We start from the raw sequence: 24,001 nt of genomic DNA, 5'->3' as shown, positions 1-24,001 counted from the left end.
GGCCCGGGGCCCGGATCCGGCCGCGCGGGGGGCTAGGCGTGCAGGAGGCGGCGGGCCGAGCCTTCGTCGAGGATGAGATCCGACGCGAGGCCCGCGGCGAGGGCGCCTCGCAGGCCGTCGATCTTCGACTCGCCCGAGACCACGCAGATGCGCCGCCGGACCCGGCTCAGGGCGTCCAGATCCGGTCCCGTGCTGCGCCCGTTCAGGAGGATGTCGCGGTGGCTGCCGTCGGCGCGGAAGAACATGGTGGCCACGTCGCCGACCACCTCGTCCTTCTCCAGGGTGTCGAGATCCTCGCGGTCGAGGTACCCGCCGCTGTACACGTGGCTGGGGACCCCCGCGCCGATGGAGCCGACACCGAAGATCGCCATGGTCATGCGGCGCTGCAGGTCGAGGATCCGCCGGACACTGCGCTCGTCCCACATGGCCGTCTTCGTCGCCGCGTGGTCGAAGAACGCGGGCACGGGGAACTGCTCGACGCGCGCCCCGTAGGCCTGCCCGAAGCGGCGCAGGATCTCGCTCGCGTACGTGATGCCCGTGGTCTGCGTGTTGCCCGCCCCGTTGAGCTGGACGATCGTGCTGTCGTGGGTCTGCTTGCGCGTGAGGTGGTGGCTGACCGCGCTGAGGGTCGAGCCCCAGGCGACGCCGATGATCGCGTTGGAGTCGACGAGGGGGCCGATGGTCCTGGCGGCCTGGATCGCGACGCGGTCGAGCACCTCGGAGTCGTTGACCGAATCCGCCACCGGGACCACATGGGCCTCCACGGAGAAGCGGCGGCGGATCTGCTGCTCCAGCGCGGGGGCCCGGTCGGACGGGTTGTTGACCTGGATCTGCACCAGGCCGGTCTCCCGTGCCATCGAGAGCAGCCGCGAGACGGTGGACCGGGAGGTGCGCAGTTCCCGGGCGATCGCGTTCATGGTCAGGTCCTGCAGGTAGTACATCTGGGCGGCCCGCAGGGCGTCCCTCGACCGGGATCCCGGCGACCGCTCCCGTGCCGGATCGTCTGCTTCCGTGCTGCCCCTCGTCGACGTCATCCCGTCAGTGTGGACCGCACTGCACGTTTGTGCAATGCGGTTGACTGCTATTCCCAGTCCTCGAAGAATGAGGGGTGCAGTAACCAATCCCGACATTGACGTTACGGAGTAGTACCTTGAGCATTCCAGCCGACCGGATCAACGGTGAAGGCACAACGACATCGACCCGCAAGGTGGTGCAGGAGCTCCGGGACAACCCCCGGGCCACGGTCCTAATCATCGGCGGCGGCATCAACGGGGTCGGCACGTTCCGCGACCTCGCACTCCAGGGGATCGATGTCGCGCTCGTCGAGCGTGGCGACTACTGCCAGGGTGCCTCGGGTGCGTCCTCGCACATGATCCACGGAGGCATCCGCTACCTCGAGAACGGCGAGTTCCGACTCGTCCGGGAATCCGTCGTCGAGCGCAACGCCCTCCTGCGGATCGCCCCCCACTACGTGAAGCCCCTCAAGACCACGATCCCCATCTACACCACGTTCTCCGGGATCCTCTCCGCCCCGATGCGTTTCCTGACGCACCGCCAGGGCAAGCAGGTCGAGCGGGGCGCCGTGCTCATCAAGGCCGGCCTGACCATGTACGACTTCTTCTCGCGTGACGGCGGCAATGTGCCCCGCCACTCGTTCGTCGGCCGCAAGAAGGCCCTCGCCGCCATGCCCGACGTCCGCAAGGACATCAAGTACGCGGCGACCTACTTCGACGCCTCGGTGCACAACCCCGAGCGCCTGACCCTCGACGTCCTGCGTGACGGGAAGATCGCCAATCCGTCCGCCCGGGCCGCGAACTACGTCAGCGCCATCGGGACGACCGACGACGGCGTGCTGCTGCGTGACGAACTCACGGGCGAGACGTTCTCCTTCCAGGCCGACGTGGTCGTCAACGCCACCGGAGCGTGGACGGACGGGACCAACGCCGCGCTCGGTACGGAGACCCGCTTCATGGGCGGCACCAAGGGCTCGCACATCGTGCTCGACCACCCCGAGCTGCTGAAAGCGTGCAACGGCACCGAGATCTTCTTCGAGCACATCGACGGCCGGATCGTCCTGATCTACCCCATGGGCGACCGCGTCCTGGTCGGCACGACGGACATCGACGTCGACGTCGACGAGCAGGCGGTATGCACCGACGAGGAGATCGACTACTTCTTCGAGCTGATCGGACACGTCTTCCCGGACATCAAGGTCTCCAACGAGCACATCGTCTACAGCTTCTCGGGCGTCCGTCCGTTGCCGCGGCACGACGAGACGCAGCCAGGCTTCGTCTCCCGCGACTACCGCATCGAGAAGCGCGAGGAGACGCTCGGCACGCGGAAGGTCACCACCCTCAGCCTCGTCGGCGGCAAATGGACCACCTTCCGTGCACTGTCCGAGCACCTCGCCGACGAGACGCTGGCCGCGCTCGGCGCCCCCCGCAAGACCTCGACCGCGGGCGTCGCCATCGGCGGGGGCCTGGACTTCCCGACCGACGAGGCCGCGGAGCGTGCCTGGGTCAGGAAGGCCGTGCGCCCCGGAGTCGACGAAGCACGGGTCGAGGTGCTGCTGACCCGTTACGGGACCCGTGCGACGGACGTCATCGAGTACCTGGCGGACGGCCCCGACAGGATGTTCCACTCCACGAAGGAGCTCAGCACGCGCGAACTCGCCTACATGGTGGAGAACGAGCAGGTCGGACACCTGATCGACGTCCTGATCCGCCGGACCTCGCTCGCCTTCAGGGGACTGGTCACCGCTGATCTGCTCGCAGAACTCGCCGACACCCTGGCGCCCCTGCTCGGGTGGGATGCAGCGCGATCAGCAGCCGAGATCAAGCTCGCCGAGAAGGTCCTCGCGGACGCGCACCGGGTGCACCTCAAGAACCTGACGCCGTAGCGGCACCCGCCGCATCGGGGTCGAGCCGCTGCTTCCAGCAGCGGTGCAGTGCCAACGGCAGTGGTTGCCGGGGGGAAGCGAACGGGTGCCGTCGAGGCGGCGGCACCCGTCGATAAGTGAATAGACAAAGGAGTCAAAGATGTCTCTGGACGTATTCGTCGCCGAAACATTCGGCACATTCATGCTGCTGTTGCTCGGCACCGGTGTGGTCGCGAATGTCGCGCTCGCCAAGACCAAGGGCAATAACGGCGGTTTTCTCATGGTCAACTTCGGGTGGGGGCTCGCCGTCTTCGCCGGCGTCTACGTCGCCGCGCTGTCCGGCGCCCACCTGAACTTCGCCGTCACCATGGGCCTCTGGGTGAACCCCGACGTCGCTGAATTCGCCCCCGGCGTGGACAAGGACTTCGTCAACGCCATGGGCTACCTCGCCGCACAGATGCTCGGCTCGATCCTCGGCGCCGTCTTCTGCTGGCTCGCCTACAAGCAGCACTTCGACGAGGAGCCGGAGCCCGCGAACAAGCTCGGCGTGTTCTCGACCGGTCCCGCCATCCGGAACTACGGCTGGAACCTCGTCACCGAGATCATCGGCACGTTCGTCCTCGTGTTCGTGATCCTGTCCTTCGGCAACACCCCGTCCGGCCTCGGCCCGCTCGCCGTCGCACTCCTCGTCGTCGGCATCGGTGCCTCGCTCGGTGGTCCCACCGGCTACGCCATCAACCCGAACCGCGACCTCGGCCCCCGTATCGCCCACGCCCTGCTCCCCATCAAGGGCAAGGGCAGCAGCGACTGGGGCTACGCGTGGGTCCCGGTCGTCGGACCGATCATCGGCGGCGTCCTCGCCGGCATCGTCATCCAGTACGTCTCTTTCCCGCCCGCAGCCTAGAGAGCATTGCCTCGGGCGGCCCTACGGCCGCCCGCTTCTCCACGTCGTCATCCAATGAAGGAGTAAGACATGTCGCAGCAGTACGTCATCGCCATCGACCAGGGCACCACCTCGAGCCGTGCCATCGTGTTCGACCACAAGGGGGACATCGTGTCCTCCGGCCAGAAGGAGCACGAGCAGATCTTCCCGAAGGCCGGCTGGGTGGAGCACGATCCCGCCGAGATCTGGAACAACACCCGCGAGGTCATCGGCAACGCGCTGTCCAAGGCCAACCTCACCCGCCACGACATCGCCGCGGTCGGCATCACCAACCAGCGTGAGACCGCCGTCGTCTGGGACAGGACCACCGGCAAGGCCGTGTACAACGCCATCGTCTGGCAGGACACGCGGACCCAGAACATCGTCGACGACCTCGCCAAGGACGGCGGCGTCGAGCGTTACAAGGCGAAGGTCGGACTCCCGCTGGCCACCTACTTCTCCGGCACCAAGATCAAGTGGATCCTCGACAACGTCGACGGTGCCCGCGCGAAGGCCGAAGCCGGCGACCTCCTGTTCGGCAACACGGACTCCTGGGTCACCTGGAACCTCACGGGCGGCACCGACGGGGGCGTGCACATCACCGACGTCACCAACGCCTCCCGCACCCTGTTCATGGACCTCGAGACCCTGTCCTGGGACGAGTCGATCCTCGCCGACTTCGGCGTCCCGCTCTCGATGATGCCCGCGATCAAGTCCTCCTCGGAGGTCTACGGCACCGTCCACACCTCGCAGCTCCTCCGCGAGGTGCCCGTCGCCGGCATCCTCGGTGACCAGCAGGCAGCGACGTTCGGCCAGGCGGCGTTCGAGAAGGGCGGCGCGAAGAACACCTACGGCACCGGCAACTTCATGATCGTCAACACCGGCGAGGAGATCGTCCACTCGAAGAACGGCCTGCTCACGACCGTCTGCTACAAGCTCGGGGACGCGAAGCCGGTCTACGCGCTCGAAGGGTCGATCGCCGTCACCGGTTCGCTGATCCAGTGGCTCCGCGACAATCTCGGCATCATCAGGAGCGCCCCCGAGGTGGAGCAGCTCGCGACGACGGTTGAGGACAACGGGGGCGTCTACATCGTCCCTGCGTTCTCCGGCCTCTTCGCACCGTACTGGCGTTCCGACGCCCGCGGCGCGATCGTCGGCCTGACCCGCTTCGTGAACAAGGGCCACATCGCCCGTGCCGCACTGGAGGCGACGGCCTTCCAGACCCGCGAGGTGCTGGACGCGGCCAACGCCGACTCCGGGGTGAACATGGAGGACCTCAGGGTCGACGGCGGCATGGTCGCCAACGACGCCCTGATGCAGTTCCAGGCCGATATCCTCGGCATCCCTGTCATCCGTCCGAAGGTCACGGAGACCACGGCCCTCGGCGCCGCCTACGCCGCGGGCCTCGCCGTCGGCTTCTGGAAGGACACCGACGAGCTCGCCACCAACTGGGCCGAGGACAAGCGCTGGGACCCGGCGATGGACGACGCCGAGCGTGACCGTCAGCTCCGCATGTGGAAGAAGGCCGTCACGAAGACCTTCGACTGGATCGACGAGGACGTGCGCTAGCACGGGTGCATCGAGGGCATCCCCGGTCCGTCGGTCCGACGGGCGGGGGTGCCCTTCCCGCGCGGCGCCCCGGCCGGGCGCCGTTCGGCGCGCACTGCTAAAGTGAAGGCATGCTGCGCATCATGCTCCTTACGTAGCCGTACGGTCTCCGCCGTGCGGCCAGCCCCTCCCGTCTGCGAGGGGCTTTTGTGTGTCCGGCGCAGGACCGCCCCCGTCGTCGCGCCGCCGGGTCGCAGCACGAGCCAGGCAGTGACGCATCACCGCAGAACCACGTTCCACCGACAGGACAGGCCAACATACAGTGAGCAGCAACCCCGAGGTCGCTCAGCCGGACGACAACACCTACGATTTCCCGGCCATCGAGGCGAAGTGGCCGGCGGTCTGGGACAGGCTCAGGGCGTTCGCCCCGGTCGACGACGGCTCGCGCGAGCGGCGCTACGTGCTGGACATGTTCCCCTACCCGTCGGGCGACCTGCACATGGGCCACGCCGAGGCGTTCGCCATGGGCGACGTCGCCGCGCGCTTCTACCGGCAGAAGGGGTTCGACGTCCTGCACCCGATCGGCTGGGACTCGTTCGGGCTCCCGGCCGAGAACGCGGCGATCAAGCGCAACGCGCATCCGGCCGAGTGGACGTACGCGAACATCGAGACCCAGGCGAACTCGTTCCGACGCTATGCGATCAGCGCGGACTGGGACCGCCGGCTGCACACCTCGGACCCGGAGTACTACCGGTGGACGCAGTGGCTGTTCGTGCGGTTCTTCCAGAAGGGACTGGCGTACCGCCGGGACTCGCCGGTGAACTGGTGCCCGAAGGACCAGACGGTGCTGGCGAACGAGCAGGTCATCAACGGTGCGTGCGACCGGTGCGGGACCATGGTCACCAAGAAGAGCCTGAACCAGTGGTACTTCAGGATCACGGACTACGCGGACCGCCTGCTCGACGACATGGAGCAGCTGAAGGGCCACTGGCCGGAGCGTGTGCTCGCCATGCAGCGCAACTGGATCGGCCGGTCCGAGGGGGCCCACGTCCGCTTCCGGATCGGGGCCGACGGCGACCTGCCGGACACCGATGTCACCGTCTTCACGACGCGTCCCGACACCCTGTACGGGGCGACCTTCTTCGTCGTCGCCGCGGATGCCCCCCTGGCGCTCGACCTGGTCACCCCGGAGCACCGGGCCGCCCTGGACGCGTACCGCGAGCAGGTCAAGGGGCTGTCGGAGATCGAACGGCAGGCCACCGAGCGGGAGAAGACCGGCGTCTTCACCGGCCGCTACGCCGTCAACCCCCTCAACGGCGAGAAGCTGCCCGTGTGGGCCGCGGACTACGTGCTGGCCGACTACGGCACCGGCGCGATCATGGCCGTCCCCGCCCACGATCAGCGTGACCTCGACTTCGCGCGGGCCTTCGACCTGCCGGTCCGCACCGTCGTCGACACCGGCGCGGAGGATGCCGCCGCCACCGGGATCGCGACGACGGGCGAAGGAACCCTCGTCAATTCGGGGGAGCTGACCGGCCTGGACAAGGCGACCGCCATCCGCCGCGCCGTCGAGCTGATCGAGGCACAGGGCACCGGCGAGCACACCATCAACTACCGGCTGCGCGACTGGCTGCTGTCGCGGCAGCGCTTCTGGGGGACGCCGATCCCGATCATCCACTGCCCGTCCTGCGGGGAGGTCCCGGTCCCCGACGACCAGCTGCCCGTCACCCTCCCCGAGGGACTCCGCGGGGATTCCCTCGCCCCGAAGGGGACCTCGCCGCTGGCCGCCGTCGAGGAGTGGGTCGACGTGGCCTGCCCGTCCTGCGGGGGTGCCGCGCGGCGGGACACCGACACCATGGACACGTTCGTGGACTCGTCCTGGTACTACCTGCGCTTCATCGATCCGCACCTGGACACCGCACCCTTCGACACCGAGGCCGTCAACCGCTGGCTGCCGGTGGGCCAGTACGTGGGCGGCGTCGAGCACGCCATCCTCCACCTGCTCTACAGCCGGTTCTTCACGAAGGTCCTGTTCGACCTCGGCATGGTCTCCTTCACCGAACCCTTCAGCGCCCTGCTCAACCAGGGCCAGGTGCTCAACGGCGGGAAGGCCATGAGCAAGTCCCTCGGCAACGGGGTGGACCTCGGCGAGCAGCTCGACCGCTTCGGCGTCGACGCCGTCCGCCTGACCATGGTGTTCGCCTCCCCGCCGGAGGACGACGTCGACTGGGCGGACGTGTCGCCGTCGGGCTCCGCGAAGTTCCTGGCCCGCGCCTGGCGGCTGGGCGGCGACGTGACGAGCGCCGTCGGCGCCGACCCGGCGGCGGGTGACCGGGCACTGCGGTCCGTGACCCACCGGACGGTCGCGGACGCCTCCGAGCTCATGGAGGCCAACAAGTTCAACGTCGTCATCGCGAAGCTGATGGAACTGGTCAACGCGACGAGGAAGGCCATCGACTCCGGGGTGGGTGGCGGGGATCCGGCCGTCCGCGAGGCGACGGAGGCCGTCGCCGTCATCCTCGGCCTGTTCGCGCCCTACACGGCCGAGGATCTGTGGGAGCGGCTCGGCCACGAGGCGACCGTGGCGACGGCGGGCTGGCCCGTCGTCGATCCCGGTTTGCTGACGCAGGACAGCGTGGTCGCCGTCGTGCAGGTGCAGGGCAAGGTGCGCGACCGCCTGACGGTCTCGCCGGACATCGACGAGGACGCCCTGCGTGCGCTCGCGCTGGCCAGTGAGCAGGTGCAGCGCGTCCTGGACGGTCGCGACGTGCGGACGGTCATCGTGCGCGCGCCCAAGCTGGTCAACATCGTCCCGGCCTGATGGGACCCCGATGAGCCGGGCGTCAACGGGCGGCGGATCGGTGGGGGACGCGCTGTGCGCATAGCCGTCGTCACCGATTCCGCCGCGGGCTTCCCGCCCGGCTGGCGCCTGCCCGGGGCGCCCGCCGAGGGGATCGAGGTGGTCCCCATGCCGGTGCTCGTGGGCGACGAGATCCTCACCGGCGAGTACGACGACGTCACGGCCCCGCTGATGATGGCCCTCGCGGCCGGCGAGGACGTGCGCACCTCGCGTCCGTCGCCCGGCCAGTTCGATCGGTTGTACGGCCGGCTCGACGACGAAGGCTACGACGGCATCGTGTCCGTGCACCTCTCGGGGCTGCTGTCCGGAACGGCGGACGCGGCGCGTCTCGCGGCGTCCCGGGCGGCGCTGCCCGTCGAGGTCATCGACACGCGGACGGCCGCCATGGCGCAGGGCCGGGCGGCCCTCGCCGCCCTGGCGGCGGCACGCCGCGGCGGTGACCTGCAGGCCTCGGCCGCCGCCGCGGCGATGGCTGCCCGCGGGTCGGCGCTCTACTTCTACGTCCCGAGCCTCGAGCAGCTGCGGCGCGGTGGACGGGTCACCGGCGCGGCCGGATGGCTCGGGACGCTGCTCTCCGTCCGGGTGATCCTCCATGTGCAGGGTGGTCGCCTGGTGCCGCTGGAGCGGATGCGCACAGCCGCCCGGGGGATCCAGCGGCTGCAGGAACTGGCCGAGGCCGACGTCGCGCGACGGGGTGGGGGAGCCCTGCTTACCGTGCATCACTTCGGCAACGAGGAGGAGGGTGAAGCCCTCGTCGGGCGGCTCGAACTGTCCCTCGGGGCCGGCCGGGTCTCCCTGGCACCGTGCCCCGCGGTCCTCGCCGCCCACGCCGGTCTCGGCGTCGTGGCCGTCACGGTCAGTGCGGAGCAGCCCGGGCTCGACTGACACACGCGGGGACCTGCCGAGATGTCCACATAGCGGCATCGGCCCTCGGGGACGTACCTCCCCGTTCCTAGGGTGGCTGCATGGGAAAGCACCGATGGCCGACAGCGGGGGACGCCGGGGCGCGGTCGCCCCGCCCGCTTCCGCTCGGCGAGCCCGATGGCGGCACCGACGGTCATGGTCCCGCTGATGCCGACGAGGGGGTGCCCCGCCATCCCGGGGGTGTCCAGTGGCGTGTCGCGCGCTCGGCCGCGCTCGTGTTCCTCGGCGTCGCGCTGGCCGTCGGAGCGGCCCTCTTCCTCGTCCGCAGCTCCGAACCCTCCGCTGCCGCCGTCTCGGTACAGCTCGATGCCGGGCCCACCGATTCGCGTGAGGGGAGCGCCGGTCCTGCGGACAGCGGACCCGGCCCTGGGGGCAGCCCCGGCCCTGCCGAGGGGGCGTCCGCTCCAGCGGGCGGCAGCGCTCCGCCGGACGGTCGGGTCGAGCCTTCGTCGCCGTCCGGTGCCGATGCAGGGGAGGGGCCGGTGATCGTGTATGTCACCGGGGCGGTGGCGTCCCCCGGGGTCATCACGGTTCCCGCCGGCACCCGCCTCGTCGAGGTCATCGAGCGTGCGGGGGGCGCCCTCCCGGAGGCCGACCTCGAAGGGATCAACCTCGCCGGGATTCCGGCCGATGGCCAGCACATCCACCTGCTGGCGAAGGGCGAGGAGCCCCGCCCCGTCGCAGGGGAGCCTCCGGCTCCCGCGTCCTCGCGGGACGGGTCCGGGGACCCACCGGATCCGACGGCGGGCGGTGCCGGTGCGCAGCCGGAGACCATCGACATCAACACCGCCACACTGGCCGAGATCGAGACGCTCCCCGGGGTGGGACCCGTCCTCGGCCAGCGGATCATCGATTGGCGGGACGAGCACGGCCCCTTCGTCCAGGCTGCCGACGTCGACGCCGTCCCCGGCATCGGTCCCGCGCTGCTCGAGGGGATCCTGCCCCTCGTCGCCGTCCGGTGAGCCGGGCGACCGGACACCGTGCCGCCCTCGGCGGCGGGTCGGGGCGAGACCTGCCTCCCGGCGCCACATCGGACGGCGCCACATCGGACGGCGCCACATCGGACGGCGCCGAGTCGGGTGGTGCGGTGTCGGACGGGCGGCGCCTTCCGCGCTGGAGAGGCGATCTGAGGCTCCTGCCCTCCGCCGCAGCGGCGTGGATCGCCGCCGCGACCGCCATCCACGGCGGAGCGCCCGGCGCGACGGCAGGAGGCCTCCTCGCCGGTGCGGCCGGCCTCGTTCTCGGGTGTGTGCTCCTCCTGGTCCCTCGGGGGCGGGCTCCCACGTGGGCGGTGGTATCCGCGCAGGCCCTCCCCCCGGCCGCTGCTCTGGCGCTCGTCCTGCTGGCTGCGGGCGGCAGCCTCGCCCGCGCCGAATCCGGGCCGGTCGACCGGGCGGTGCAGGCCGGCGTGCCGTTCACGGCGGTCCTGCGGATCTCGGGCGAGCCGACGCTCCTGCCGCAGGGTGCCTTCGGCGGCGGGGATCGCTATCTGGTGGATGCCGACGTGATCGGGGGCGTCCTGCAGGGGAGACGATTCGCCTCCAGGACGCCGGTCGCGGTCCTCGCGCCGGAGCCGTGGGGCGGGATGGGGTCCGGAGACACGGTGCGAGTACTGGGAACCGCGAAGCCCTCCGATCGTGTCGGCAGGGCGGTTGCGGTCTTCCTGCCCGCCAGTCCACCGACCATCGACAAGGCGGGCGGGTGGCTGGGCTATACCGATCGTCTGAGGACGCAGTTCCGGGAGCTCTCCCTGCACGACGACCGCGACGGAGGGCTGCTGCCGGGCATGGCGCTCGGTGACAGGACCGGTCTGGACCCCGTCCTGGGGGACGCCATGAGGACCACCGGGTTGACGCACCTGACGGCCGTGAGCGGGGCGAACTGCTCCTACGTCGTGGCCTTCGCCTTCCTGGCCCTGCGTCTCGTCCGCGCCCCGCGTCCGGTGGCGGCCGTGGGAGCGGTGGTCGCCCTCGCGGGGTTCGTGATGCTGGTCCGGCCCGAACCGAGTGTCCTCCGCGCCGCCGTGATGGGCTCGATCGGTGTCGTGGCCGTCCTGTCCGGGCGCGGGAGGGTGTCGTTGACCCTCCTGATGCTGTCCGTGATCGTCCTGCTCGCCGCGGATCCCTGGCTCTCCGTGTCCTACGCCTTCGTGCTGTCGGTCGCCGCGACCCTGGGACTCGTCCTCGCCGGACCACGGGTGTCGGCGACCCTCGAGCGGGTGATGCCGCGACTCGCCGCGCAACTGCTGGCGATCCCGTTGACCGCACAGCTGTTCTGCACACCCGTCCTCGTGCTGATCCAGCCCTCGCTCCCGCTGTACTCATTGCCCGCGAACGTCCTCGCCTCCCCGGCCGTCCCCGCGATCACCCTGCTGGGCATGCTCGCCGTCCTGGCGCTCGTCGTCGTGCCGGTCCTGGCACCCCCGCTGATCGCCTCCGCCCAGTGGGGTACGCGGTGGGTCGCCGGCGTGGCGGAGGTGCTGTCCCACGGCCCGGGGGCAGCGGTGCCGTGGCTCCCGGGGGTACCCGGAGCGGTCGCCGCGGCGGCCGTATCGCTGACGGTCCTGCTGATCCTCGCCCGGCGGGAACCTCCGGGCGCCACCCGGGGAAGTACCGGTCCCCGCCGACACCGGTCGCCTCTGGGCCGGTCGATCCCGCACCGCACCCCGTCCCTGGGGCTCAAGCCGGCCGTTGCTCCCGCGGGGGCCCGCCGCCGGCGTACGACGGCGGTGGTCCTCGCGGTCCTGGTCCTGTGCGTGGCCGCCGCCGCGATCGTCCGGGTGAGGGCGGGACCCGCCGCCGGGGAATGGGATCTGGCGATGTGCGACGTCGGCCAGGGCGACGGCATGGTCCTGGAGACGACGCCCGGCCACGCACTGGTCGTCGACGCCGGGCCCGACCCGGACGCCATGGACCGCTGCCTGGACGCCCTGCACGTGGAGGTCATCGATGCCCTCGTCATCACGCACCTGCACGACGATCATTACGGCGGCGTCGAGGGCGTCCTCCGCGGACGGGCCCTGTCGGCCCTCTACTACTCCAGCGGCGAAGCCGGCCTTCCTTCGGAACTGACCGAGGCCGCGGCGGCGGGCGGCGTCGAACCCAAGCGGCTCGACACCACGACCAGCCTCGACCTCCCCCTGCTCCGGGTCCGCGTCCTCTGGCCCACGGCGGCAGCGGACCTGACGGAGGAGAACAACGCGAGCGCGGTCCTGGACGTCGAGGTCCCGTCGCCCGCCCGCCCCGTCAGGATCCTGTTGACCGGCGACCTCGAGGAGGACGCCGCGGCGGCGCTGCTCGGCGTCGACCCCGGCCTGGCGGACAGGGGCGTCGACATCCTCAAGATCGCGCACCACGGGGCGAGGAACGGGGGCACGGCGGTGATCGACGCGGTCGGCCCGCGCCTGGCGCTCATCTCCGCGGGGAAGGACAACGAGTACGGCCACCCGCATCCGGGCATCCTCGACGCGCTCGGCCGGGCAGGGATCACGGTCGCCCGGACGGACGAGTTGGGCTCCTTCACGGTGCACGTCGTCGGCGCGACCGTCGAGGTCCGACCGCTCCGCTGACGCGTCCGGGACCCGGAGGGCGGCGACTTTGAGGCGCGTCGACGCCGTGCAACAGTAGGAGGTGTTTCGAAGGAAGGAACCTCGCCACGTGGCAACGAGATCACCGGCCGGCCGGACCGGCGCCGCCCATCAGCAGACAGCCTCCTGGCGTGACGTGCAACCGGCGGGAGTCGTCCTGCTCGCGGGCCCGGAGGACTACCTCGCGTCGAGGGCGGCGGAGTCCATCCGCCGGCAGGTCCGGACGGCCCAGCCCGAAGCCGAGCTGGTCCGGTTCGACGCCGGATCCTACGAGGCCGGCCACCTGGCCATGCAGGCCAGCCCGTCACTCTTCGGGGACTGGAAGATCATCGAGGTGGCGGGGCTGGCGCAGATGAGCGACGCCTTCCTGCTCGACGCGCTGTCCTACCTCGCCGACCCGGCACCCGACGTCGTGCTGGTGCTGCGCCATTCCGGCGGCAACCGCGGCAAGAAGCTCCTGGACGCGATCAAGGCCGCCCGGGCCACCGTCGTCGACTGCCAGCCGCTGAAGAAGGATGGCGAGAAGGCCGAGTTCGTCACCACGGAGTTCCGCCTCGCACGCCGACGCATCGACCCCGATGCCGTCCGGGCGCTCGTGGCGGCCGTCGGATCCCAGCTGCCGGAGCTCGCGGCCGCCTGCCAGCAGCTCATGGCCGACATGACCGGCGACGTCACCGTCGAGACGGTGGAGAAGTACTACGGGGGTCGCGTCGAGGCGACGGGTTTCAAGGTGGCCGACGCGGCGCTGGCGGGACGCACGGCGCAGGCGCTGTCGATGCTGCGCCACGCCCTCGCGACGGGCGCCGACCCCGTCCCCATCGTCGCCGCCCTCGCGATGAAGGTCCGGGCCGTCGCGAAGGTCCACGGGGTCCGGGGCTCCTCCATGCAGCTCGCCAAGGACCTGGGGATGGCGCCGTGGCAGGTGGACCAGGCGCGGAAGGAAGCGCAGCGTTTCAGCGCCGACGCCCTTGTCCGGTGTGTCCGGGCCCTCGCGGAGGCCGACGCCCAGGTGAAGGGCGAGTCGCGGGACCCCGTCTATGCGGTCGAACGCGCCGTCACCGTCATCGCGCTCGGGGACGGCTGACCGGGTGTCCCGCGGGGCGGCGGCGCCGACGGCTCCGGAGGAACGACGAAGGGCCGGCCCCGTCAGGAGCCGGCCCTTCGTCGAAGGTTCCGCAGCTTAGAGCGCGTTGACCTTCTTGGAGATCGCGGACTTGCGGTTCGCTGCGTTGTTCTTGTGCAGCACACCCTTGGTGACGGCCTTGTCGAGCTTGCGGCTGGCTGCCTGCAGCGCCGTAGCGGCAGCGTCCTTGTCCGCACCCTCGACGGCCGTGTTCACGGCGCGGATGGCGGTCTTGAGCTCGGACTTGACCGAGTTGTTACGCTGCCTCGCCTTTTCGTTGGTGAGGATGCGCTTCTTCTGGGACTTGATATTTGCCACGTATGAGAACTTTCTTTGTATTGCGGACTGGTCGTGAGGGTATTTCGGCCAACCGAAGACTGAGCGGCGTGGGGATACCGTGTGGCGATCGGCCAAAGTGCCCGAAGACCTGCGCGGACACACAGCTATACAGATTAGCAGAAACCCGCACACAACCCGAGCGGTCCGGCGTCGGCCGCTGGTTCCGGCGGCTGCGCCGGGCGCGTCCGAGCACCTGCAGGTCAGTCGAGCAGGTGCTCGGGGACCCTCGCGACCACCTGTTCGTACTGCCGGCGAGGGAGGACGGCGCCCTCCCTCCTGACGTCCCCGGGCAGGATGCGGAGCACGCGGTCCACCCTCACCTCGCTCGGGCGCCCCTGCCGGTCCCATGCCCCCGTTCCGATGTCGACGTAGCGGTCATCGTGATCGCCGGCGTTGTTGCGGTCCCGGCTGGTCAGCATCAGCCCGAGCAGGGTTCCGCCCTCCCGCCCTACCAGCAGCACCGGCCGGTCCTTCCCCTGCGACGGGTCGTCCTCGTACGGCACCCATGTCCAGACGATCTCCCCGGGGTCGGGCTTGCCGTCCGCGGTGGGGGAGTACGCACCCAGGGCCGTCCGCCGATCGCTCCGGGGTGGCCGGGACGGGGACATCCCCGGACGTCGGGCCGGCCGCCGCCGCACAGGGGCGTCCTCCCGCTCGACGGGCGTGGTGCTGCCGGCGGCGCGGACGACGCGGTTCGCGAGGACCAGGAGGGAACGCAGGGTGATCGCCATGGTCGAATCCTAGCGAGCACGGCGTCGGCGACCGGCGGTCCGAGCGGCGGTCCGCGGCAGAGACACGGCAGCCGGTGCGGGCGATTGCCGCAGCCGTGCGGCGTCATGGGACACTAGGGGAGGCCTCCGTGGACCGGCGGGCCCGGACCCGAGGCCCACCCGCCCGGCCGTCGGACGCCGGACCCGGTTTGGTGAGAGACCCTGCAAGAGACCCTGTTCCGCAAGAGTGAGGAAGCTACGTGTCACCCATGGCCCGCACCGCTCCGGTGCCTGCCGCCACCGATCCGGCGATCATCAGGAATTTCTGCATCATCGCCCACATCGATCACGGGAAGTCCACGCTGGCGGACCGCATGCTGCAGCTCACGGGAGCCGTCGAGCAGCGGGACATGAAGGCGCAGTACCTCGACCGGATGGATATCGAGCGCGAGCGCGGCATCACCATCAAGTCCCAGGCGGTGCGCCTGCCCTGGGAGGTCGACGGCACCGCCTACGCCCTCAACATGATCGACACACCCGGCCACGTGGACTTCACCTATGAGGTGTCACGGTCCCTCGCGGCCTGCGAGGGCGCGGTCCTGCTCGTCGACGCGGCGCAGGGCATCGAGGCCCAGACCCTCGCGAACCTGTACCTCGCGATGGAGAACAACCTCACGATCATCCCGGTGCTGAACAAGATCGACCTGCCGGCCGCCCAGCCCGAGAAGTACGCGGCGGAACTGGCGAGCCTGATCGGCGGCGAGCCGGAGGACGTGCTGAGGGTGTCCGGCAAGACCGGCATGGGCGTCGAGGTCCTCATGGACAAGATCGTCCGCGACCTCCCGTCACCGACCGGTGATCCGGACGCCCCGGCCCGAGCGATGATCTTCGATTCCGTGTACGACACCTACCGCGGCGTGGTCACCTACGTGAGGGTCGTCGACGGCAAGCTCAGCCCGCGCGAGCGCATCCAGATGATGTCCACACGGGCCAGCCACGAGCTGCTCGAGATCGGCGTCAGCTCCCCCGAGCCCAAGCCCAGCAAGGGTCTGGGCGTCGGCGAGGTGGGCTACCTGATCACGGGGGTCAAGGACGTCCGCCAGTCGAAGGTCGGCGACACCGTCACCAACCTGGCCAAGCCGGCCGCCCAGTCGCTGGGCGGGTACCAGGATCCGAAGCCCATGGTCTTCTCGGGTCTGTATCCGCTGGACGGCACCGACTATCCCGTGCTGCGCGATGCCCTCGCGAAGTTCACCCTGAACGATGCCGCCCTGGTCTACGAGCCCGAGACCTCGGCCGCGCTGGGCTTCGGGTTCCGCGTCGGCTTCCTCGGGCTGCTGCACCTCGAGATCACCCGCGAGCGCCTCGAGCGCGAGTACAACCTCGACCTCATCTCCACCGCACCGAACGTGGAGTACGAGGTCACCCTCGAGGACAAGCGCGTGCTGAAGGTGACCAACCCCAGCGAGTACCCCGTGGGCAAGATCGCCGAGGTGCGCGAGCCCATGGTGTCGGCGACCATCCTCGCACCGTCCGAGTTCGTCGGCGCCATCATGGAGCTCTGCCAGCAGCGCCGCGGTGTCCTCGGCGGCATGGACTACCTGTCCGAGGAGCGCGTCGAGATCCGGTACCGGCTGCCGCTCGCGGAGATCGTCTTCGACTTCTTCGATCTGCTGAAGTCCAAGACCCGCGGCTACGGGTCCCTCGACTGGAAGGCCGACGGCGACCAGGTGTCCGACCTCGTCAAGGTGGACATCCTCCTGCAGGGCGAGCAGGTGGACGCCTTCAGTGCCATCACCCACCGCGACAAGGCCTATGCGTACGGCGTCATGATGACGGGCAAGCTCCGCGAGCTGATCCCGCGCCAGCAGTTCGAGGTCCCCATCCAGGCCGCGATCGGGGCCCGCATCATCGCCCGGGAGAGCATCCGCGCGATCCGCAAGGACGTCCTCGCCAAGTGCTACGGCGGCGACATCACCCGCAAGCGCAAGCTGCTCGAGAAGCAGAAGGAAGGCAAGAAGCGCATGAAGATGGTGGGGCGCGTGGAAGTTCCCCAGGAAGCCTTCATCGCGGCCCTGTCCTCCGACGAGTCGAAGGACAAAGCCAAGAAGTGATGCGCCACTGTTCCGGGTGGACGGGACGTCATGCCTAGCGTCCTGCCGCTCGGCCTGCCGGCACCGGAGGACGGCGTCCTGCCGTCCTCCGCAGCGCGGGGAGCCGTCGACCGCGCCTTCTGCCTCTATGTCCACATCCCGTTCTGCGCCGTCCGGTGCGGCTACTGCGACTTCAACACCTACACGGCCACGGAGCTCGGCGGCGGCGCCTCGCAGGACGCGTACGCCGGCTCCGTCCTCACGGAACTCGCCCTCGGCGCCCGGGTGCTCGAAGCCTCGGGTGTGCCACCACGGCCACTGGCGACGGTCTTCTTCGGGGGCGGGACGCCCACGCTGCTCCCCGCGGAGGACCTCGCGGCGATCCTCCGGGCGGCCCGTGACCGGTGGGGACTGGCGCCCGACGCCGAGGTGACCACCGAGGCGAACCCGGACTCCGTCACGCCGGAATCGCTGGGGGTCCTTCGGGAGGCCGGCTTCACCCGGATCTCCTTCGGCATGCAGTCCGCCGTGCCGCACGTCCTGGCGGTCCTCGACCGGACCCACTCCCCGGAGCGCGTCCCGCAGGCCGTGCAATGGGCCCGGGAGGCCGGGCTGAAGGTCAGCCTCGACCTGATCTACGGCACCCCGGGGGAGTCCCTGGAGGACTGGCGGACATCCCTGGCCACGGCGCTGTTCTACGGCCCCGACCACATCTCCGCCTACGCCCTCATCATCGAGGACGGGACGAAGCTCGCATCGCGCATCCGCCGCGGGCAGGTGCCGCCGATCGACGACGACGACCACGCCGACAAGTACGCCCTCGCGGACGAGATGCTCACCGAGGGCGGGCTGCAGTGGTACGAGGTGAGCAACTGGGCGCGCACCCCCGCCGACGCCTGCCGGCACAACCTGGCCTACTGGCGCGGCAGTGACTGGTGGGGAGCGGGCCCGGGAGCCCACTCGCACGTCGGCGGCACCCGCTGGTGGAACGTGAAGCACCCACGCCCCTACGCGGACGCCCTGGCGGCGGGCCGTTCCCCGGCGGCCGGACGCGAGGTCCTGTCGGACGAGGACCGCTACGTCGAGGACGTGATGCTGCGGGTGCGCCTGCGGGAGGGGCTTGCCGCCGACACCCTCACGTCGTCGGGCCGTCGGGCCGTCGCGGGCCTGATCGCGGACGGGCTCGTCGAGCCGGCGGCGGCCTTCGCGGGTCGCGTGGTCCTGACGTTCAGGGGTCGGCTGCTCGCGGATGCCGTCGTGCGCCGGCTGCTGCCCGACTGAGCCGGTGGCCGCCCACCGACCCATCCGGAACGGGTCGGTGGTTCAGCGGATGAGGCGCAGGTTCAGGGGGTAGCGGTAGGGCCGGCCGCGGTTCACCTGGATGCCGGCGTTCACCGAGAAGATGGTGATCGTCAGCCAGATGAGGGCGTTGGCGACGGCGAACACCCCGCCGACGACCGGCACCAGGGAGAGCAGCCAGGTAACCAGCGCGAGGATCGTGGGAGGGAGCGTGAAGTTCAGCGCCTCCTTCGACTCCTGGGCCGTGAACGGGCCGCGATCCTTGAAGATGAGGAAGATCAGCAGGGAGGGGATGAATCCGAGGATCCCTCCGAAGTGGGCCAGGGTCGCGAACTGGCGATCCTCCGACGCCGTCAGGGGAAGGGCGTTCGCCGGAGTGCCTTCGAATGCGGGCTGCGACTCGCTCCGTCCGTGGTGCTGGCGGTCGGCGGTATTGGACAACGTGGATTCCTTTGCTGGCTGTCGAAGAACTTCCCCCGGAGTGTGATCCAAGGATACGTGGTGGCCGGGACCGCCCGGCTCAGGAACCGCCCGGAGCCGCGGTGAGGAAGTCGATCACTTCCTCGACCCGGCCCAGCAGGGAAGGCTCCAGATCCGCGTAGGTGCTGACCCGGCCGAGGATGCGTTTCCATCCGTTGGCCACGGCGGCCTGGTCGTGGTGGGGCCAGCCGAGACCGGCCAGGATGCCCGTCTTCCAGTCCTGGCCGCGGGGGACCACGGGCCAGGCCGCCAGGCCCAGCGCCGTCGGCTTCACGGCCTGCCAGACGTCCACGTACGGGTGGCCGACGATCAGCACGTTGCCGCGGGCCCCGGGAGCGGTCATCGCCTGCTGCGCGATCCGGGATTCCTTGGTGCCCGGGAGCAGGTGGTCGACGAGGATGCCGAGCCTGCGCTGCGGACCGGGGCCGAAGGCGCGGATGGCGCCTTCCAGGTCGTCCACGCCGTGCAGCGGCTCGACGACGATCCCCTCCAGGCGCAGGTCGTCGCCCCACACCTTCTCGACGAGCTCGGCATCGTGCTGGCCCTCCACCCAGATCCTGCTCGCGCGGGCGGTCCTGGCCCTCGCGTTCTCCACCCGCACGGAGCCGGAGGCGGTGCGGTTGGCGGTGCGGGCGGCGGTGCGGGCGGCGCCCGGGACGGGAGCGACGACGTGGACCGGGCGTCCGTCGAGGAGGAAGCCGTGGCCGAGCCGGAACGTGCGCGTCTTGCCGCGCCGGTCCTCGAGCACCATCACGTGGAGACCGCCGGACTTCTCGACGCGGACCACCGCGCCCACGAATCCGCTCTGGACGTCCTCGAGGACCATGTCCTTCTCCACAGGGACATCGGCGAGTTCCACCCGCTTCGGGGCCGCTAGGTCGCGGGCTCCCCAGCTGTAGTCCATCCCGGGTGTGTCCTTCCCACGGGGGCTCCGACGGTCTGCCGCAGCCCGGGATCCCAATGCTAACAATCGAAGCGGACGTACTAGACTTGGCACTTGGGCGTGTCGAGTGCTAACCGTGGGGGTACCCGCCTGCCACGCGAGCCCAGGGGAGGAACGGAGCCGGAGGTGACACAGGAATGAGTGAACCGCGACGCCTGGAGGTGCTCCGGGCCATCGTCGAGGACTACGTCCACTCCCGGGAGCCCGTCGGGTCCAAGGCCCTGGTGGACCGCCACCGGCTCGGCGTCTCCTCGGCCACCATCCGCAACGACATGGCCGTCCTCGAGGAGGAGGGCCTGATCACCGCGCCGCACACCAGCTCGGGACGCATCCCCACCGACAAGGGCTACCGCCTGTTCGTGGACCGCATCTCCGAGGTCAAGCCGTTGTCCGCGCCGGAGAAGAAGGCCATCCAGACCCTCCTCGAGGGTGCGGAGGACCTCGACGACGTCATGGACCGCACGGTGAGGCTGCTCGCGCAGATCACCCACCAGGTGGCCGTCGTCCAGTTCCCCCGCGTCGGCGGGGCGTCCGTGCGGCACATCGAATGCGTGCTGTTGGCCCCGCAGCAGATCCTCGTCGTCCTGATCGCGACGAACGGCACCGTGCAGCAGCGCATCGTACGGACCCACGCGGACATCGAGGAGTCCGAGCTCGCCGAGCTCAAGCAGCGCATCCTGTCCGCCGTGTCGGGCGTGAAGCTCGCGGCGCTCCCGGGTGAGCTCGGCCTCGCCCTCTCGCAGTTCCCTCCAGGCCTCCGTGCCCACGGGGGTACGATCGTCAGGGCACTCGAACAGCTCGCCGGGCTCGGACGGGACGATCGCATCCTGCTGGCCGGGACGGCCAACCTGGCCCGCTCCACCGGGGACTTCCCGCTGAGCATCGGCCCCGTCCTGGAGGCTCTCGAGGAGCAGGTGGTCATGCTGAGGCTGCTGTCGGAGATGGAATACGACGCGCGCGGCATCTCGGTGCGGATCGGGAGCGAGAACCCCTACGGAGGGTTGTCGGAGGCCTCCGTGGTGGCGACAGGGTACGGACCGGATGCCGGAGCGAAGCTCGGGATCCTCGGCCCCACCCGCATGGACTACCCGACGACGATGGCGGCGGTGCGCGCCGTCGCCCGCTACCTCTCGAGGATCCTCGAGGAATAACACGGGAGCGGGCAGCGGTTCTGGGTAGTCGACGGCCGCCCACGGCCGACCACGGCCTTTCCGCCGGCACAGCCGGCGAGCAGATGACAGAACGTTCAACAGGAAGTGATGTGTACGAGTGAGTAATCACTATGAGGTCCTCGGTGTAGCGCAGGGTGCAACCGGGGAGGAAATCAAGAAGGCGTACCGCAAGCTCGCCCGGAAGCTCCACCCCGACGTGAACCCGGGTCCGGACGCGTCGGAGGAGTTCAAGCGCGTCAGCCACGCCTACGAGGTGCTGTCCGACCCCCAGAAGCGGCGGGTCTACGACACCACCGGCAACGAGAACGGGACGGACAGCGGCTACGGCGCCGGGTACTCGGGCTCGGGCTTCGCCTTCCAGGACATCTTCGAGACCTTCTTCGGCGGCGGTGGCCAGCAGGCCGGCGCCCCCTCGCGGACGCGTCGGGGACAGGACGCGCTCATCAACGTGCGCATCGATCTGAAGGACGCCGTCTTCGGCACCAACAAGAAGATCGAGGTGGACACCGCGGAGACGTGTCCCACCTGCGACGGCAGCTGCTGCCAGCCCGGCACCTCACCCCGCACCTGTGACATCTGCGGCGGGTCGGGCCAGGTCCAGCGGGCCGTCCGCTCGATCCTCGGCCAGGTCATGACGAGCGCCCCCTGCGGCACCTGCCAGGGCTTCGGCACCGTCATCCCCAGCCCCTGCCACGAGTGCAGCGGCGAGGGCCGCGTCCGCGCCCGCCGCACCCTGACCATCAAGGTCCCCGCGGGCGTCAGCACCGGCACGCGCATCCAGCTGGCCGGCCAGGGCGAGGCCGGGACGGCCGGCGGACCGCAGGGCGATCTGTACGTCGAGATCCGGGTCGCCACCGACTCCACCTTCCTGCGCGACGGCGACGACCTGCACGTGACACTGAGCGTCCCCATGACGGCGGCGGCGCTCGGCACCACGGTGCACCTGGACACCTACGACGGCGACCAGGAGCTCGATATCAAGCCCGGCACGCAGCCCGGCGAGATCCTGACCCTGCGGGGACTCGGCGTCACGCACCTGCGGAGCCAGGGCAGGGGTGACCTGCGGGTCCACCTCAACGTCGAGACCCCGCGCAACGTGGACCCGCAGCAGGAGGAGCTCCTGCGCAAGCTGGCCGAGCTGCGCAACGAGGAGTACACCGACGGCCAGCTGGCCAGCAGCGGCTCCGGTGTCTTCGCCCGCCTGCGGGAGCGGCTCGGGAACCGCTGACCATGACGCGTCCCCTGTTCTTCGGACCGGGTGAGGCGGTCCGTGCGGCGACCCCCGGCAGTGTCTTCGTGCTCGGCGGGGACGAGGGGCGGCACGCTGCGACCGTCCGCCGCCTCGGCGCGGGCGAGCACCTCGATGTCTCCGACGGTGCCGGTTTCCGGATCGGCGGCGTCATCACGGCCGTCGGGAGCGGGACCGTCGAGGTCGCCGTGGAGACGGCCGGCCAGGAGCCCGCACCGCGGCACCGGCTGATCCTCGTCCAGGCCCTCGCCAAGGGCGGACGCGACGAGCAGGCCGTGGAGGCGGCGACCGAACTCGGGATCGACGCCGTCGTGCCCTGGCATGCCGAGCGGAGCATCGTGCGCTGGCGCGGCGACAAGGCCGAGAAGGGCCGGCAGAAGTGGGTGTCGCTCGTGTCGGCGGCATCGAAACAGTCGCGGCGCTCGTTCGTGCCCGAGGTCCATGCCGTGATGGACACGTCGCGGCTGGCCGCGTGGGCGGAGACCGTCGACCGCATGATCGTCCTCCACGAGGACGCCGACCTCCCGCTCGCCGACCAGGTGTCCGCGCTGCTCGCGGGCGGGCCGTCGCACGGGACCTCGACGGCCGTCGTCGTCGGACCGGAGGGTGGGATCAGTGAGGCGGAACTGGGGAAGCTGCGCGCCGCCGGAGCCGATGCTGCGCGCCTGGGCCCGCACGTGCTGCGCTCCTCGACGGCCGGCCCTGCGGCCCTGGTGCTGTTGAACCACCTGCTCGGGCGCTGGTAGTCCGCGTCGCGCGAGTCCGTCCGCTAGTCGACGACGACGGTCTTCGAGTCCGCCGACTCCCCGTCGTCCGAGGAAACCGAGACGGTGATCTCGTACCGCCCCGGTGGCAGGGTCACCGGGAACGAGTAGGCACCCGGGGCGCCGTCCTGGGGGGTGATGTCGACGGAACCGTCCCGGAAGAGTTCCGTGCCACCCTCCGCCGATCCGTCGACGCTTCGGTCGATCCGCCAGGCCAGTTCGTCCTCCGAGGCCGGGCCGATCCCGTGGATGGTCAGGCTCCCGGAGTCGACCTGCACACCCTCCTGCGGATCGATGATCCACAGTGGCGCGAGGGTCGCGGTATCCCGGGTCCATTCCCCGCCCAGGTCGATGGACCCGAAGGCACGGTGATCCGCCGCGCCGTCGACCAGCACGACGACCGAGCTCGCCTCGCCGCCCGCGATCAGCCCCGCGTCCGAGGCCGCCGCAGTGGCCGTGTACACGAGCTGCTGCAGTGCCAGCCGCCCCTGCTCCTCGTCGAGGCGCCGCGGGAAGGCGTCGGAGGAGATGTCGAGGGTGATGACGTTCTTCGTCGAGACGGATGAGCTGACGTTCGAAGCCGCCCGCCAGGACGAGTGGTAGTCGGGATCGAGGGGCTGCGCCGAGGTCATCAGCCGGACGGCATCCGCGATCGGATCGCCGGCTGAATCCTCCGGCGCGGCCAGGTACTCGCGGAAGAGCCGCTCGGCGCCGTCGTCGGCGCCGAGCCAGTAGACGGGCACGAGCGGTCGGGCGGTGTCCGACGGGCCCTCGGTGGGGCCCCGCCCCGAGGCCTCATCGGGTGGATCGGTGGCGGCGCGCTCGTCCGTCGTCGTCGCGCGGGGATCGGGAAGGGGAGCCATCTGCGCATTGCTCGACGGCAGCCCCAGATCGGGGAGGAGGAAGGCGCCGGTCCCCAGCAGCACGGCACCGGAGGCCAGGAGGATGCCGCCGAGCCCCAGCCGGTTCTTCCTCAGCGGGTCCTGGTGGTTCATGCTTGCCTCCTTCCGTCGAATGCGCGCGGGACGATCGGTGGTTCCCGGCAACAGGTGGTGTGGTCCCGGGGTGTGCTCCGGCGGCTCCGACCCTGGCGCGGGCGGTGGCGGACTGC

Annotated in this window: 19 protein-coding genes; 13 read left to right on the top strand and 6 right to left on the bottom strand. The window is 70.4% G+C overall.

From position 1 onward, the window contains the following. Positions 1–32: 32 nt before the first annotated feature. On the bottom strand, positions 33–1,034 hold the full coding sequence (locus AC4D2F_RS02775; protein WP_490909411.1) for a sugar-binding transcriptional regulator: 1,002 nt from the start codon (positions 1,032–1,034) through the stop codon (positions 33–35). 116 nt (positions 1,035–1,150) lie between these two features. On the opposite strand from AC4D2F_RS02775, the gene AC4D2F_RS02770 reads away from it, so the two are divergent. The 8 genes from AC4D2F_RS02770 (at position 1,151) to holA (ending at position 13,802) form a co-directional block, all read left to right on the top strand. Then, complete coding sequence (locus tag AC4D2F_RS02770; RefSeq protein ID WP_490909410.1) at positions 1,151–2,899, top strand: glycerol-3-phosphate dehydrogenase/oxidase; 1,749 nt, start codon at positions 1,151–1,153, stop codon at positions 2,897–2,899. A gap of 139 nt (positions 2,900–3,038) precedes the next feature. Beyond that, positions 3,039–3,782 (top strand): MIP/aquaporin family protein, encoded by a 744-nt coding sequence (locus AC4D2F_RS02765; protein ID WP_104165147.1) that lies wholly within the window; start codon positions 3,039–3,041, stop codon positions 3,780–3,782. A 69-nt stretch (positions 3,783–3,851) separates the two neighbouring features. Beyond that, positions 3,852–5,369, top strand: a complete 1,518-nt coding sequence (gene glpK, locus AC4D2F_RS02760; protein ID WP_104165145.1) for a glycerol kinase GlpK — start codon at positions 3,852–3,854, stop codon at positions 5,367–5,369. Positions 5,370–5,670: 301 nt separating this feature from the next. After that, on the top strand, positions 5,671–8,169 hold the full coding sequence (gene leuS, locus AC4D2F_RS02755) for a leucine--tRNA ligase (RefSeq protein WP_490909409.1): 2,499 nt from the start codon (positions 5,671–5,673) through the stop codon (positions 8,167–8,169). Between the two features lie 54 nt (positions 8,170–8,223). Further along, entirely contained in the window at positions 8,224–9,093 is an 870-nt protein-coding gene (locus AC4D2F_RS02750; protein WP_490909408.1) for a DegV family protein, read from the top strand. Between the two features lie 80 nt (positions 9,094–9,173). After that, on the top strand, positions 9,174–10,094 hold the full coding sequence (locus AC4D2F_RS02745) for a ComEA family DNA-binding protein (protein ID WP_490909407.1): 921 nt from the start codon (positions 9,174–9,176) through the stop codon (positions 10,092–10,094). Then, positions 10,091–12,700 (top strand): ComEC/Rec2 family competence protein, encoded by a 2,610-nt coding sequence (locus tag AC4D2F_RS02740; protein ID WP_490909406.1) that lies wholly within the window; start codon positions 10,091–10,093, stop codon positions 12,698–12,700. The genes AC4D2F_RS02745 and AC4D2F_RS02740 overlap by 4 nt, the downstream gene beginning before the upstream one ends. An 88-nt stretch (positions 12,701–12,788) precedes the next feature. Further along, positions 12,789–13,802 carry a DNA polymerase III subunit delta gene (gene holA, locus AC4D2F_RS02735; RefSeq protein WP_490909405.1) on the top strand — a complete coding sequence of 338 codons (1,014 nt, stop codon included), beginning with the start codon at positions 12,789–12,791 and terminating at the stop codon, positions 13,800–13,802. 96 nt (positions 13,803–13,898) lie between these two features. On the opposite strand, the gene rpsT is transcribed toward holA, so the two are convergent. Together rpsT and AC4D2F_RS02725 are read right to left on the bottom strand one after the other, a co-directional pair. Then, positions 13,899–14,159: a 30S ribosomal protein S20 gene (gene rpsT, locus AC4D2F_RS02730; protein WP_104120398.1), complete on the bottom strand. Its 261-nt coding sequence runs from the start codon at positions 14,157–14,159 to the stop codon at positions 13,899–13,901. A 221-nt stretch (positions 14,160–14,380) separates the two neighbouring features. Continuing rightward, the gene (locus AC4D2F_RS02725; protein WP_490909404.1) at positions 14,381–14,911 is read right to left on the bottom strand and encodes a type II toxin-antitoxin system PemK/MazF family toxin; all 531 of its coding nucleotides are present in this window, start codon (positions 14,909–14,911) and stop codon (positions 14,381–14,383) included. A 239-nt stretch (positions 14,912–15,150) separates the two neighbouring features. Between AC4D2F_RS02725 and lepA the strand changes: the two genes are divergently transcribed. Together lepA and hemW are read left to right on the top strand one after the other, a co-directional pair. Next, positions 15,151–17,004 carry a translation elongation factor 4 gene (lepA, locus tag AC4D2F_RS02720; RefSeq protein ID WP_181033533.1) on the top strand — a complete coding sequence of 618 codons (1,854 nt, stop codon included), beginning with the start codon at positions 15,151–15,153 and terminating at the stop codon, positions 17,002–17,004. A 30-nt stretch (positions 17,005–17,034) separates the two neighbouring features. Further along, entirely contained in the window at positions 17,035–18,264 is a 1,230-nt protein-coding gene (hemW, locus tag AC4D2F_RS02715; protein ID WP_490909403.1) for a radical SAM family heme chaperone HemW, read from the top strand. Between the two features lie 42 nt (positions 18,265–18,306). Here hemW and AC4D2F_RS02710 read toward each other — a convergent pair whose 3' ends face one another. Further along, positions 18,307–18,723 (bottom strand): DUF4870 domain-containing protein, encoded by a 417-nt coding sequence (locus AC4D2F_RS02710; protein WP_490909402.1) that lies wholly within the window; start codon positions 18,721–18,723, stop codon positions 18,307–18,309. Between the two features lie 79 nt (positions 18,724–18,802). Next, positions 18,803–19,666 carry a DUF3097 family protein gene (locus tag AC4D2F_RS02705; protein WP_490909401.1) on the bottom strand — a complete coding sequence of 288 codons (864 nt, stop codon included), beginning with the start codon at positions 19,664–19,666 and terminating at the stop codon, positions 18,803–18,805. A 176-nt stretch (positions 19,667–19,842) separates the two neighbouring features. Here AC4D2F_RS02705 and hrcA point away from each other — a divergent pair, with 176 nt between their 5' ends. The 3 genes from hrcA to AC4D2F_RS02690 all read left to right on the top strand — a co-directional run bounded on the left by hrcA (position 19,843) and on the right by AC4D2F_RS02690 (position 22,872). Continuing rightward, positions 19,843–20,856 (top strand): heat-inducible transcriptional repressor HrcA, encoded by a 1,014-nt coding sequence (gene hrcA, locus AC4D2F_RS02700; protein WP_104165129.1) that lies wholly within the window; start codon positions 19,843–19,845, stop codon positions 20,854–20,856. Positions 20,857–20,974: 118 nt separating this feature from the next. Further along, entirely contained in the window at positions 20,975–22,105 is a 1,131-nt protein-coding gene (dnaJ, locus tag AC4D2F_RS02695) for a molecular chaperone DnaJ (RefSeq protein WP_104165127.1), read from the top strand. A 2-nt stretch (positions 22,106–22,107) separates the two neighbouring features. Then, positions 22,108–22,872 carry a 16S rRNA (uracil(1498)-N(3))-methyltransferase gene (locus tag AC4D2F_RS02690; RefSeq protein WP_104165125.1) on the top strand — a complete coding sequence of 255 codons (765 nt, stop codon included), beginning with the start codon at positions 22,108–22,110 and terminating at the stop codon, positions 22,870–22,872. Between the two features lie 23 nt (positions 22,873–22,895). Here AC4D2F_RS02690 and AC4D2F_RS02685 read toward each other — a convergent pair whose 3' ends face one another. Beyond that, the gene (locus AC4D2F_RS02685; RefSeq protein ID WP_490909400.1) at positions 22,896–23,885 is read right to left on the bottom strand and encodes a GerMN domain-containing protein; all 990 of its coding nucleotides are present in this window, start codon (positions 23,883–23,885) and stop codon (positions 22,896–22,898) included. Positions 23,886–24,001: the final 116 nt, after the last annotated feature.

This window comes from Arthrobacter sp. TJ-263, from assembly GCF_058269155.1.
This window is presented reverse-complemented; position numbering and strand designations above follow the sequence as displayed.

Bases quoted from the DNA above. Each gene is read 5' to 3' on its own strand.
- AC4D2F_RS02775 (WP_490909411.1), bottom strand. From the start codon at position 1,034: ATGACGTCGACGAGGGGCAGCACGGAAGCAGACGATCCGGCACGGGAG.
- AC4D2F_RS02765 (WP_104165147.1), top strand. From the start codon at position 3,039: ATGTCTCTGGACGTATTCGTCGCCGAAACATTCGGCACATTCATGCTG.
- glpK (WP_104165145.1), top strand. From the start codon at position 3,852: ATGTCGCAGCAGTACGTCATCGCCATCGACCAGGGCACCACCTCGAGC.
- AC4D2F_RS02745 (WP_490909407.1), top strand. From the start codon at position 9,174: ATGGGAAAGCACCGATGGCCGACAGCGGGGGACGCCGGGGCGCGGTCG.
- AC4D2F_RS02725 (WP_490909404.1), bottom strand. From the start codon at position 14,911: ATGGCGATCACCCTGCGTTCCCTCCTGGTCCTCGCGAACCGCGTCGTC.
- hemW (WP_490909403.1), top strand. From the start codon at position 17,035: ATGCCTAGCGTCCTGCCGCTCGGCCTGCCGGCACCGGAGGACGGCGTC.
- AC4D2F_RS02705 (WP_490909401.1), bottom strand. From the start codon at position 19,666: ATGGACTACAGCTGGGGAGCCCGCGACCTAGCGGCCCCGAAGCGGGTG.
- hrcA (WP_104165129.1), top strand. From the start codon at position 19,843: ATGAGTGAACCGCGACGCCTGGAGGTGCTCCGGGCCATCGTCGAGGAC.
- AC4D2F_RS02690 (WP_104165125.1), top strand. From the start codon at position 22,108: ATGACGCGTCCCCTGTTCTTCGGACCGGGTGAGGCGGTCCGTGCGGCG.
- AC4D2F_RS02685 (WP_490909400.1), bottom strand. From the start codon at position 23,885: ATGAACCACCAGGACCCGCTGAGGAAGAACCGGCTGGGGCTCGGCGGC.